At 53.6% G+C, this 12,206-nt stretch carries 11 protein-coding genes; 3 read left to right on the top strand and 8 right to left on the bottom strand.

Annotated features, from left to right (window positions below; genetic code table 11):
* The 3 genes from yjiA to btsT form a co-directional block, all read right to left on the bottom strand.
* Positions 1 to 960 (bottom strand): GTPase, encoded by a 960-nt coding sequence (gene yjiA / locus AL479_RS05280; RefSeq protein WP_061075323.1) that lies wholly within the window; start codon positions 958 to 960, stop codon positions 1 to 3.
* A gap of 12 nt (positions 961 to 972) precedes the next feature.
* Entirely contained in the window at positions 973 to 1,176 is a 204-nt protein-coding gene (locus AL479_RS05275; RefSeq protein WP_024130742.1) for a YbdD/YjiX family protein, read from the bottom strand.
* 107 nt (positions 1,177 to 1,283) lie between these two features.
* On the bottom strand, positions 1,284 to 3,434 hold the full coding sequence (gene btsT, locus AL479_RS05270) for a pyruvate/proton symporter BtsT (protein WP_042321961.1): 2,151 nt from the start codon (positions 3,432 to 3,434) through the stop codon (positions 1,284 to 1,286).
* Positions 3,435 to 3,730: 296 nt separating this feature from the next.
* Between btsT and AL479_RS05265 the strand changes: the two genes are divergently transcribed.
* Both AL479_RS05265 and tsr read left to right on the top strand, forming a co-directional pair.
* Positions 3,731 to 4,738 carry an Ldh family oxidoreductase gene (locus AL479_RS05265; RefSeq protein WP_061075322.1) on the top strand — a complete coding sequence of 336 codons (1,008 nt, stop codon included), beginning with the start codon at positions 3,731 to 3,733 and terminating at the stop codon, positions 4,736 to 4,738.
* 165 nt (positions 4,739 to 4,903) lie between these two features.
* Positions 4,904 to 6,568: a methyl-accepting chemotaxis protein gene (gene tsr, locus AL479_RS05260; protein WP_061075321.1), complete on the top strand. Its 1,665-nt coding sequence runs from the start codon at positions 4,904 to 4,906 to the stop codon at positions 6,566 to 6,568.
* Here the strand turns inward: tsr and AL479_RS05255 are convergent.
* The 5 genes from AL479_RS05255 to AL479_RS05235 all read right to left on the bottom strand — a co-directional run bounded on the left by AL479_RS05255 (position 6,565) and on the right by AL479_RS05235 (position 11,036).
* Positions 6,565 to 7,080: a GNAT family N-acetyltransferase gene (locus tag AL479_RS05255; protein WP_061075320.1), complete on the bottom strand. Its 516-nt coding sequence runs from the start codon at positions 7,078 to 7,080 to the stop codon at positions 6,565 to 6,567. The two genes, tsr and AL479_RS05255, sit on opposite strands and share 4 nt — an antisense overlap.
* 98 nt (positions 7,081 to 7,178) lie before the next feature.
* Positions 7,179 to 8,450: a TRAP transporter large permease gene (locus AL479_RS05250; RefSeq protein ID WP_061075319.1), complete on the bottom strand. Its 1,272-nt coding sequence runs from the start codon at positions 8,448 to 8,450 to the stop codon at positions 7,179 to 7,181.
* The gene (locus AL479_RS05245; protein ID WP_061075318.1) at positions 8,447 to 8,920 is read right to left on the bottom strand and encodes a TRAP transporter small permease; all 474 of its coding nucleotides are present in this window, start codon (positions 8,918 to 8,920) and stop codon (positions 8,447 to 8,449) included. The genes AL479_RS05250 and AL479_RS05245 overlap by 4 nt, the downstream gene beginning before the upstream one ends.
* A gap of 66 nt (positions 8,921 to 8,986) precedes the next feature.
* A complete protein-coding gene (locus AL479_RS05240) occupies positions 8,987 to 9,958 on the bottom strand; it encodes a C4-dicarboxylate TRAP transporter substrate-binding protein (RefSeq protein WP_061075317.1) in 972 nt (323 codons plus the stop codon).
* A 172-nt stretch (positions 9,959 to 10,130) separates the two neighbouring features.
* On the bottom strand, positions 10,131 to 11,036 hold the full coding sequence (locus tag AL479_RS05235) for a GntR family transcriptional regulator (protein ID WP_061075316.1): 906 nt from the start codon (positions 11,034 to 11,036) through the stop codon (positions 10,131 to 10,133).
* A gap of 139 nt (positions 11,037 to 11,175) precedes the next feature.
* Here AL479_RS05235 and AL479_RS05230 point away from each other — a divergent pair, with 139 nt between their 5' ends.
* Positions 11,176 to 12,198: a zinc-binding alcohol dehydrogenase family protein gene (locus tag AL479_RS05230; RefSeq protein WP_061075315.1), complete on the top strand. Its 1,023-nt coding sequence runs from the start codon at positions 11,176 to 11,178 to the stop codon at positions 12,196 to 12,198.
* Positions 12,199 to 12,206 lie beyond the last annotated feature (8 nt).

Raw genomic sequence — 12,206 nt, 5'->3', positions numbered from 1 at the left:
TCACGACTTCTTCAGCGCTGCAAAGGCGGCTCTGATTTCGTCTTCCGGCAACTGAATGCCGATAAACACCAGCGTGCTGTGCGGTTGTTCGTCGCCCCACGGGCGGTCCCAGTCGGCGCTGTACAGTCGTTGCACCCCCTGGAACAGCAGACGGTTCGGTTCGCCTTCAATCCACAGCATCCCTTTATAACGCAGCAGTTTTTCCGCTGACTCCAGCAGCAGATTTTCCATCACGCGGGAGACGTCGCCGATATCCACTGGATAATCCAGTTCCACCACAATGGAGGAGATATCGTTCTGCTTGTCGGCGATAAAGTGGAAACGCGGTTTGGCGCTGACGACGTTCTCTTCCAGCATAAAGCCATTGGTGTCGAACAGCAGGGAGAGGTCGATATCACCATGAGTCACGGTATAAACCGGCGCGCGGGCGTTGATGCGCGCTAAGCGTTCACGCAGCTTTTCGCTTTCGCCTGCGACGTCGGTTTTAGTAAGCAGGATGCGATCGGCATAGCCAACCTGCGACTGGGCGATGGTGAACTGGTTCATTTGATCGTCGGCATGGACCGCATCGACCAGTGCAATAACACCATCTAACAGATAACGCTGGCAAATGACTTCATGGGAGAAAAAGGTCTGAATAATCGGGCCGGGGTCGGCCATGCCGGTGCACTCGATCACAAGACGATCAAAATTGATGGTGCCCTTATCGAGGTTATCGAGCAGGTCTAACAGCGCGTCTTCCAGCTCGTTGGAGCGCGTACAGCAAATACAGCCGTTGGTCAGGGTTTTGATCTGCGTGGCGCGATCGCCAATCAGCTGATCGTCCACGGACACTTCGCCGAATTCGTTTTCGATAACGGCAATCTTGTAGCCGTGTTCTTCGTTGAGGATATGGCGTAGCAGGGTCGTTTTACCTGCGCCAAGAAAACCGGTGAGTAGGGTGACTGCAATCGGGGTCATTCACTTCTCCTTCTAACAGCAGCGCATGCCGCCTTTACCGTCGCCGCCGTAGCGCGCCTGCTGGCGCTCGCGGAAGAATTCTTCATAGCTCATGTACGGCTTGTCCGGATGGTTGGTTTGCATATGCTCGACATAGTTGTCGTAGTCTGGAATACCAATCAACATCTTTGCCGCCTGGCCGAGATATTTTTTTGCCTGACCTAAGTTACCAAACATTGTGCCGCCTCGTGAATGATTAAAGCCGGATAACGGCTTTCGCCTTATCCGGCCTACGCTTACAGCATTTTGTAGGCCGGGTAAGCGAAGCGTTACCCGGCATCAGCTTAGTGATGTGAAGAAGTCTTCACGCCGCCTTCAGGAATCGGAACGTACGGTGTTTCTTTATCGGTACGTTTGTCCACGTTGCGCACATTCATCCAGGTTTTGAAACCGTAGAAGATGATGCTGTACACCACCACCAGGAACAGAATACTCAGGCCTGCGTTAGTGTAGTTGTTCACAACGATGTGATTCATGTTGGCAATTTGCTGTGCGGTCAGTTCACCGCCGTTGGCAATCTTCTCTTTGTACTGGTTAGCCATGTAGAAGAAGCCTTCCATCTGCGGGTTGGAGCTGAACAGTTTCAGACCCAGCGCCCAGGTGGTGCAGATCAGCAGCCAGACAGCCGGGATGACGGTCACCCAGATGTATTTGGTGCGCTGCATTTTAATCAGTACCACGGTACCCAGAACCAGCGCCACGGCTGCCAGCATCTGGTTAGAGATACCGAACAGCGGCCACAGGCTCTTAACGCCGCCCAGCGGATCGACCACGCCCTGATACAACAGGTATCCCCACAGACCGACGCAGCCCGCCGTACCGATGATACCGGCAACCAGAGAGTCGGTTTTCTTCAGGAATGGGACGAAGTTACCCAACAGGTCCTGCAACATAAAGCGACCTGAACGGGTACCGGCATCCAGCGCGGTCAGGATGAACAGTGCTTCAAACAGAATACCGAAGTGGTACCAGAAGCCCATGTCAGCCATCGGCAGCACTTTGTGGAACACGTGCGCGATACCTACCGCCAGCGTCGGTGCGCCACCGGCACGGTTCAGAACGGACGGTTCGCCGATGTCTTTCGCCGTTTGCAGGATCTGCTCTGGCGAAATCACGAAGCCCCAGGAACTGACGGTTGCTGCCGCATGGGCAGTCACGTCTTTCAGTTGCGCCATAATCAGCGGCGCGTTCTCGCCACCCATCTCATGCAGGTTCGGCATGGTGATGCCCAGGCCTGCTGGTGGGGTGTTCATCGCAAAGTAGAGACCGGGTTCGATAATGGAGGCTGCAACCAGCGCCATGATCGCCACGAAGGATTCCATCAGCATCGCACCGTAACCGATGAAGCGGGCGTCTGTTTCACAGGCCAGCAGTTTCGGCGTGGTACCGGAAGAGATCAGGGCGTGGAAGCCAGAGACCGCGCCACAGGCGATGGTAATGAACAGGAACGGGAACAGAGCACCTTTCCACAGCGGACCCGTACCGTCGATGTACTGCGTCATGGCCGGCATTTTCAGCTCTGGGTTGAGGATCACGATACCCAGCGCCAGGCCGACGATAACGCCGATTTTCAGGAAGGTGGCCAGATAGTCGCGCGGAGCGAGGATCAGCCATACCGGCAGCAGTGCAGAAACGAACGCATAGCCGATCAGGGCAAAGGTAATAGTGGTGTCTTTAAAGGTCAGCGCCGGGCCCCAGTACGGGTCGTGAGCAATCACGCCGCCGAAGTAAATAGACGCAACCAGCAGAACAATACCAATCACCGACACTTCACCTACACGCCCTGGACGCAGGAAGCGCATGTAGATCCCCATGAACAGCGCGATAGGTACGGTGGAGCAAACGGTGAAGACCCCCCACGGGCTTTCGGCCAGCGCTTTTACGACGATCAGTGCCAGTACCGCGAGGATGATGATCATAATTAAGAAGCAGCCAAACAGGGCAATGGTCCCCGGCACGGAACCCATCTCTTCTTTAATCATTTCGCCAAGCGACGCGCCGTTACGGCGAGAAGAGATAAACAGCACCATGAAGTCCTGGACCGCACCCGCCAGCACGACACCCGCCAGCAGCCACAGGGTACCAGGCAGGTAGCCCATCTGCGCTGCCAGAACCGGACCGACCAGCGGACCTGCGCCAGCGATCGCGGCAAAGTGGTGTCCGAACAGCACGTAGCGGTTGGTCGGAACGTAGTTCAGGCCATCGTTATTGATGACCGCGGGGGTGGAGCGTGTAGGGTCGAGCTTCATCACCTTCTGGGCGATGTACAGGCTGTAGTAGCGGTAAGCCACCAGATATACCGACACGGAAGCGACCACGATCCACAGGGCGCTGACGTGTTCACCCCGGCGTAAGGCGACAACCGAGAGGCAGAATGCCCCGATGATCCCGAGGATCACCCAGGGTATGTGCTTGAATATCTTTTTCGTATCCATAGTAAAACCTGGTTTTATAAGATGAATAATTGGCCGAAGCCGTTTGGTTTGGGTTGCGTTTGAAGAGGTAATTTGACTGCTATGTTGGTGACGATCTTGCCAGAGAGTCGCGCGTGTAAAGTAAGGTAAATAAGTGAGCGGTCAAATGGTGAGTTAAGCGGTCAGAAGTGTCAGTAAGCGGTAAAGAAGAGCGCCGGGCGGCGAATATTATGTGACTGAGATCACAAAGAAAAATCCGCCAACGAAGGGTGAATACCGACTACGCTTATTGCCGACAACATCATAAGGAGAACAACATGGAAACAGTAAACCTCACTTTATCTGAGGCTTACACGCTGGCGCGTGAGGTACTGAGCTGCAACGGCTTTAGCGCGGAACATGCGGATGCTATCGCGCGCAATGTGACGGCGGGCGAGCGTGACGGCTGTGCGTCTCACGGGTTATGGCGCTTGCTGGGGATCGTCGAGACCCTGCGTAAAGGAAAAGTCTCCGCGGATGCCCGTCCACAGATTTTCGATCAGGCGCCCGCTATCGTTAAAGCGGATGCTGGCGGCGCGTTCTCGCTGGTGGCCTATGAACAGGCGCTGCCATTACTCATCAGTAAAGCCAGCGCATGCGGAATTGCGGCGCTGGCGATCAACCGCTGCGTTCACTTTTCGGCGTTATTTGCGGATATTGAACCCCTGACGGACGCCGGACTGGTGGGTTACGCCTGTACGCCAAGTCACGCCTGGGTCGCACCGTCAGGCGGTACGCGTCCGCTGTTTGGCACGAACCCGATCGCCTTCGGCTGGCCGCGCAAAGGCAAACCGCCTTACATTTTTGATATGGCGACCAGCGCGGCGGCGCGCGGCGAGATCCAGTTGCATCAGCGGGCCGGAAAAGCGATTCCGGAAGGGTGGGGTATCGACAGCGAAGGGCAACCATCAACCGATCCGCAAGCGGTATTAAACGGCGCGATGCTGACCTTCGGCGGTCACAAAGGCTCGGCGTTTGCGGCAATGGTTGAACTGTTGGCCGGGCCGCTCATCGGTGACATGACCAGTGCGGAATCGCTGGCCTGGGATGAGGGGGCGGGCGGTCTGCCGTACGGCGGTGAGCTGATTCTGGCGCTTGACCCGTCCCGCTTCCTCGGGGATGAAGCGCATCATCATCTGGAGCGTGCGGAAACCCTGTTTGCCGCAATGCAAGAGCAGGGCGCACGCTTGCCGGGAGAAAGACGCTTCAGTTCGCGTGAGAAATCGCTACAGGAAGGGCTGACGATTACCCGCTCCCTGTTTGAGGATATTTCCGCGCTGAGATAAGGCAGAACGGGCGAGGCATCCTCGCCTGATTCCCGTTCGGGTAGAGGGTAATCGCATTTTTTGCCAGTTAATTGAACAAATTTCCTGTGATAACCCTCGCGATCTCATAAAGTTTTCTCATTCCGGGCCGACAATCAGAGTATCTGTCTAGCGGAAAGAGAAAACATGTTAAAACGTATCAAGATTGTGACCAGCCTCTTGTTGGTTCTGGTTTTATTTGGCCTTTTACAACTCACATCAGGCGGATTGTTCTTTAATGCATTGAAAAATGACAAAGAGAACTTCACCGTTCTGCAAACCATTCGCCAGCAGCAGTCCACGCTGAATGGTAGTTGGGTGGCGCTGCTGCAAACGCGTAACACCCTGAACCGTGCGGGTATCCGTTACATGATGGATCAGAGCAATATCGGCAGCGGCGCGACCGTTGCGGATCTGATGCAGATTGCCAGCGCCTCTTTGAAACAGGCGGAAAAAAACTGGGCGGATTACGAAGCGCTGCCGCGCGACCCACGTCAAAGCGAAGCGGCATCGGCAGAAATTAAACGCAATTACGATATCTATCACAACGCGCTGGCCGAACTGATCCAGTTGCTGGGTGCCGGGAAGATCAACGAGTTTTTCGATCAGCCTACCCAGGGCTATCAGGATGGTTTTGAGAAGCAGTATGTGAACTATCTGCAACAGAACGACCGTCTGTATGACCTGGCGGTCGCAGACAACAACAGCTCTTACAGCCAGGCGATGTGGGTTCTGGGCTGCGTATTGTTGGCGGTGTTGGTGGTCATTATTGCCGTCTGGTTTGGCATCAAGCTGTCTCTGATCGCGCCAATGAATCGCCTGATCGCGAGCATTCGTCATATTGCCAGCGGCGATCTGGTGAAGCGGATTGATGTAGAAGGCACCAATGAAATGGGCCAACTGGCGGAAAGCCTGCGCCACATGCAGGGTGAACTGGTGCGTACCGTGGGCGACGTGCGTAACGGCGCAAACGCCATTTACAGCGGCGCCAGCGAAATCGCGATGGGTAACAACGATCTCTCTTCCCGTACCGAACAGCAGGCGGCCTCTCTGGAAGAGACGGCGGCGAGCATGGAAGAGCTGACGGCGACCGTTAAGCAGAACGCCGAAAACGCCCGTCAGGCCAGCCATCTGGCGCTGAGTGCGTCCGAAACGGCGCAGAAAGGTGGGAAAGTGGTGGATAACGTGGTGCAAACCATGCGCGATATCGCCTCCAGTTCGCAGAAAATTGCTGACATTATCAGCGTGATCGACGGCATTGCCTTCCAGACCAACATTCTGGCGCTGAACGCGGCAGTAGAAGCAGCGCGTGCAGGTGAACAGGGTCGCGGTTTTGCGGTGGTTGCCGGTGAAGTGCGTAACCTCGCGCAGCGCAGTGCGCAGGCAGCGCGTGAGATCAAGAGCCTGATTGAAGACTCCGTGAGCCGTGTTGACGTCGGTTCTACGCTGGTAGAAAGCGCCGGTGAAACCATGGATGAGATTGTGAATGCGGTAACCCGCGTGACCGACATCATGGGCGAAATCGCGTCGGCTTCCGATGAGCAAAGCCGTGGGATTGACCAGGTTGGTCTGGCCGTGGCGGAAATGGATCGCGTGACTCAGCAGAACGCCTCGCTGGTGGAAGAGTCTGCCGCCGCCGCCGCCGCGCTGGAAGAGCAGGCCAGCCGTCTAACGCAGGCCGTTGCCGTGTTCCACATCCAGCAGGAACAGCAGCGTGCGCGTGGCGCTGCCAACGTGAAGTCCGTTTCCACCACGGTTCAACCGCGTAAAGCCGCTGTAGCGGAAACCGGGGATAACTGGGAAACGTTTTAATTAAGCATCAGGCGCATGGCACAACGCGATTCAAACGGGATGCCATGCGCCGTTTCTTCCTCTCGCTTCTGGCGTAATGCAGCCGGCAGCGCGTCATCTTCCAGTATTTCAAATCCCAGATGTTGATACAGCGGTGCGTTCCAGGCGACATGGCGAAAAGTGGTGAGCGTCAGGGAGGTAAAACCCTGCTCACGCGCCCACTGCGCGACGGTGTTGATTAACTGACGGCCAATGCCTTTACCCTGCCACGCCAGATGCAGCGAAAATTCGGCAATATACAGCGACGACTCCATCGCTTCGCCCAACAGAAATCCAACGGGCCGATCGTCAGCGAGCGCCAGCCAACTCATTCCCTTAGCGGCATATTCCCGGTGCAGTTCCGCGCTGACAATGTGATCGTCCGCGATCCATGCCAGCGCTGGCACCGTTAAAAAACGCTGTCCTGCTGATCGTTCAATGGCGGGCAGAGCGGCAGCATCTGCCGGTAAGCTGGAGCGAAAGGTGATGTGCATAACGATACCGGGAATGAAGTGACAAGGAGGGCAGTATAACGCGGCGCCCGGTCACAGGGTAACGTCCCCGGGAGTGGGGACGTTACGGTATGAACGGCTTAGACGAGAAATAACGAAATGGCCGGTATGTAGGTCACCAGCAACAGCATGAGTAACAAGGTACCCAGCAACGGCAGAGACTGGCGGAAAAACTGTCCGACGGAAACCTGAGTAATATTGCAGACCAATAACATGACGGTGCCAACCGGCGGCGTGAAGGCGCCAATGGAAAGGTTGAAAATCATGATGATACCGAAGTGTACCGGGTCGATACCAAAATGCGCCACGACAGGTTTAAGCAAGGGAACCAGAATCAGCAGAATGGCATTCCCTTCAAGAAACATTCCCAGTGTTAGCAAAAGAATATTGATAATTAACAGGAACATGTATTTGTTTTCTGTCAGCGTCGTGACAAAGTTTGCCACCGCGACGCCAGCATGTTCCATGGAGAAGATCCAACCGAGCGCGGCACTTGCCATGATGACCAACATGACCGATGCCGTTGCCCGTGCCGTTTCTCCCAGCGCTTTCACGACATGGCCGAGAGTCATTTGACGATAAATGAAGAAACCGATAATCAACACGATGAGTACCGCAGCCGCACCGGCTTCTGTTGGGGTGAAGATGTTGGCGCGAATCCCCCCTACGACGGCAAAAATCAAAAACAGTGCGGGCCATGCCTGCCCAATAGAGAAGAGGGCTTCCTTACCGGTAGGCCAGGTGTCGCGTGAGGGCTTAGCATTCGTTTTACGGGCAACCAGATAAACCGTAAACATTAACAACACCGCACAGAGCAGACCCGGAATCAGGCCGGCCATGAACATTTTGCCAATGGAGACGTCTGCCACCAGACCATAAATAATCAGGGCAATTCCCGGTGGGATAATCGGGGTGACAAGCGATCCCCCGGCGGTGATCGCCGCCGCAAAGGCGCGGTTGTAGCCTTTACGCTCCATCTCGGGGACCATCATGCGCGACAGCATCGCTGCGTCGGCCAGGTTTGAGGCGCTGACCCCCCCCATCATGGTACTGACCAGAATATTGGCGACACCGAGTCCGCCCCGCATTTTACCGACCAGAATATTCGCCACCTGCAGGATACGTTCTGCAATACCGGTATAACTCATCAGCGTACCCAGCAAAATAAAGAAGGGTATCGCCAGCAGGGACGGGCTTTGGGTTGGTGCAATCAACCGCTGAACAGCAATTTCAATCGGAACCGTGGAAAAGAAGAGGAAATAGGCAATAATGCCGATAAACATTGCCAGATACACACGAATATTCAGAAATAAGCACACGATCATTAGTGGAATAATTAATAACCAGCTCATTGTTTTTCCTCACCGACATCGGCCTGTTTAAAGTCATTAATTAACCAGTAGAGTGTATAAACTGCCGTTGCCAGGGTTCCGACCGGAACTGCAACATCAATCCAGAACCAGGACACTTTTAATATTTGCGTGACCTTATACTGCGCCATTTCCGCCAGTCGATAACCCAGCCAGGCCATATAAACCAGCAACCCAATGGACAGCAGGGCAACCAGCGAGGCAATAATGCGTTTGACTTTATGTGGGAACATATCGACGACAAAAGGAATAGTCAGATGTGCCCGATCACGTTCAGCCACCACACCGCCCAACATCACCACCCATATCATCAGCAGTCCGGACATTTCCTCAGTCCATTGGATGGGCTGTCCGACAAAATAACGCATAAATACGGCGGCAATGGTCATGACCACCAGGATAAACAGTGCCAGTGCTGCGCTCAGTTCTACAAGCTTGCCAAAGAAACGCATTAATCCTCCTTCAGAGAGTCGCCCTGGCCTTGAGAGAAAAAGGTCCCGGGCGATCTGTGCCTGTATTTATTGCAGTTGCTGTTGAATGGTTTCATACAAACCCGGCGTCCACTCCGGGAATTGCGTGTACACTTCGCGTGCTTTCTGGCGGAATGCTTCGGTATCCGGGTAAATCACTTCGACGCCTTCCGCTTCCATGCTCTTCAGCATTTCGGCGTCGCGTTCAATCGTTAATTTCTGGCTGTAGAGACCCGCTTCATAACCCGTTGAGTGAATCAATTCCAGTTGCTCAGGAGAGAGCGTACTGAAAAAGGCTTCGCCGCCAATCCATACCGAGGTGTTGGTCAGGTAATTAACCATCGACAGATATTTCGCCTGCTCAAACAGTTTTTGCCCTTGCAGAACGGAAATCGGGTTTTCGACGCCATCAATAACGCCCTGAGTCAGTGCAGGGTAAACTTCCCCCAGCGGCATAGGGGTTGGCGTGGCGCCCATTGCCTGAATGGCTTTAATTTGCATCACGTTATTGGGTACGCGGATTTTCATCCCCGCAAGATCTTCTACTTTGCGAATCGGTTTTTTAGAAATAATCTGACGGGTGCCGTACAGATAATTGTTCATCACCACATGAATCCCTTTTTTCTTCAGGTCTTCATTTTTTTGACGGAACCAGTCGCTCTCATAAATTTTGAAGAGTTTCTGCGGATCGTCAGTCAGATAAGGTCCAAACAAAATACCTAAATCAGGTTCATAATCGGCAAGGAAAGCCACGTCGGTGAGCGTGATGACGTTCATTCCCATCATGGCTTGTTCAGTCACATCTTGTTTTGACCCTAGCTGTGAGCTGGGATAAAGAACCAGCGTTATTTCTCCGTTGCTTTTTTTATTCAGAATCTCAGCCCAGTAGCGCATCACCACATCTAATGGCTCGCCTGGATTATTCTCATATGCGACTTTAATAGAAAGCGGTTTAGCCTGAATGGTGAATGGCAGAAAAAAAGTACAAACAGTAATCAGCACGGCTATTATCTTGTTCATTTTCTACTTGCTCCCAGGGGTCTACGAATAAAACCAACTTTTTTTACTGGCGGAAAAATTCAGAGTGAATCCTGCCTAATCAGAAAGTAAGCAGAAAGTCATCATGGTGCTGTATGTGTTGTATGAAATCGTGCTCTTGCTAAAGGTTTGTTGTTTTTAATGTGTTTTTAATTTACTCGTTTTCTTGCCGAATAGAGCGAATCATCGATTGCTTCGCCGTATTCAGGTGGTTACGCAGTGCAAGAAGCGCATCGAGGTCGCTGCGGCAAATCAGCGCGCTGAGGATAGTCATATGCTCATCAATGGCGATGATATTACGTTGTTTAAGATCGCGCTCATCCCACTGGTAATGGAAATGGAAGATCACTGAGATAATCTCAAGTGATTGATTAAAAAATATATTATCGGCAGCGGAGAGCAGCAGCGCGTGAAAATCACGGTCCAGCAGGGAGAACATGCGGAAGTTGCTGCCGACGCTGTCGCGCAGCATACGGTGGCGTTCCAGCAGCATTTTGGCCTGCAGCCAGCGCGGATCGTCATCCGGCAGATTAAGAAAATGCTGTAGCGCATGGGTTTCCAGCATCTCACGCAGCTCAAAAAGCTGTTCTGCATAGGACTGATCGAACTTTTTCATGCTCCACTGGCCGCGTTTCTCGCTCTGGATGAGATCGTAACGTCCAAATTTTAAAAGGTATTCTCGTACCACCACCGGACTGACGCCCGCCGCTCTGGCCAGTTGAAGTTCAGAGAACGTCTCGCCAGCGCGAAGCTGGCGTTGGTTAATCATCGTATAAAACGCCTGCTCAAAAATACGGTTTTGCTCGGCCATGGAGGCGGTGGTGCAGGCAAAACCATCATCATGTTCGGGGCTTCGGGTAATGACGTGGTCGTTGCCGACCAGAGTCAGTACGCCGCACTCGCTGAGGTGGCTCAGCATGTGGCGCACGGTGGTACGGCTGATGTTGTACATCTCGGCTAATGCACTTTGCGACGGCAACGGGGAAGGAAGGTGGCCGCGCGCCATATCATCGATCACCTGGTTGATAACATTGTGACGTAAATTTTGCGAACGGCTCATCGGGATCTCCTTTTGACTGCATTAAAACCCGATTTAAAACATTTTAATGCGCAGGGTTTCACAAATTAGCTTTCTCGTTACGCGGCTATTTCTATTTTCATCAATATCTGAAGCAACAAAGAAACAGGAGCGCATAACGATGTCCACAATGAATATGTTGATTTGCCAGGAACCCAAAAAATTAATTCATGAGAAACGCGATATTCCGATTCCGGATAAACATGAAGCGCTAATTAAAATTAAGTCTGTCGGTATTTGCGGAACCGATATTCATGCCTGGGGAGGTAATCAACCTTTTTTCAGTTATCCACGCGTGTTAGGCCATGAAATATGTGGGGATATTGTGACGCTCGGCGAGAAGGTGACGCAGTTTAAAGTGGGTCAGCAGGTGGCGGTGATCCCTTATGTCGCCTGTCAGCAGTGCCCAGCGTGTCTGGGAGGGCGAACGAACTGCTGCGAGAAGATCTCCGTGATCGGCGTGCATCAGGACGGAGGGTTTAGCGAGTATCTCAGCGTGCCGGCGACCAACCTGCTGCTGGCAGAGGGGATTGATCCTCAGGCAGCGGCGTTGATCGAGCCTTATGCGATTAGCGCACATGCGGTACGTCGGGCGGCAATCGTCCCCGGTGAGCAGGTACTGGTCGTCGGAGCCGGACCGATTGGGATCGGCGCGGCGGCTATCGCCAAAGCGGAGGGGGCGCAGGTGGTGGTCGCCGATACCAGTGCCGCGCGTCGCGAACACGTTGCTTCGCGTCTTGACCTGCCGGTGGTGGATCCCTCTGCGGCAGATTTTGAGGCTCAACTGCGTGCGCAGTTTGGCGGTTCTCTGGCGCAGAAAGTGCTCGATGCGACGGGTAACCAGCATGCCATGAACAATAGCGTGAATCTGATTCGTCACGGCGGCACCATTGTCTTTGTCGGGTTGTTTAAAGGCGATTTACAGTTCTCTGACCCGGAATTTCACAAGAAAGAGACCACCATGATGGGCAGCCGTAACGCCACGCCGGAGGATTTTGCGAAGGTTGGACGACTGATGGCAGAAGGCAAACTGAGCGCTGAAATGATGCTTACGCATCGCTATCCGTTCAGCCAGCTTGCGGATATCTTCGAACACGATGTGATTAACAACCGGGCGTTGATCAAAGGGGTGATTACGTTCTGACGATTGCC

This window comes from Citrobacter amalonaticus (genome assembly GCF_001559075.2).
In the GTDB taxonomy this organism is placed as follows: Bacteria; Pseudomonadota; Gammaproteobacteria; order Enterobacterales; family Enterobacteriaceae; genus Citrobacter_A; species Citrobacter_A amalonaticus_F.
Note: the sequence above shows the minus strand (reverse complement) of the source record. Positions and strands in the feature narration are given on the sequence as shown.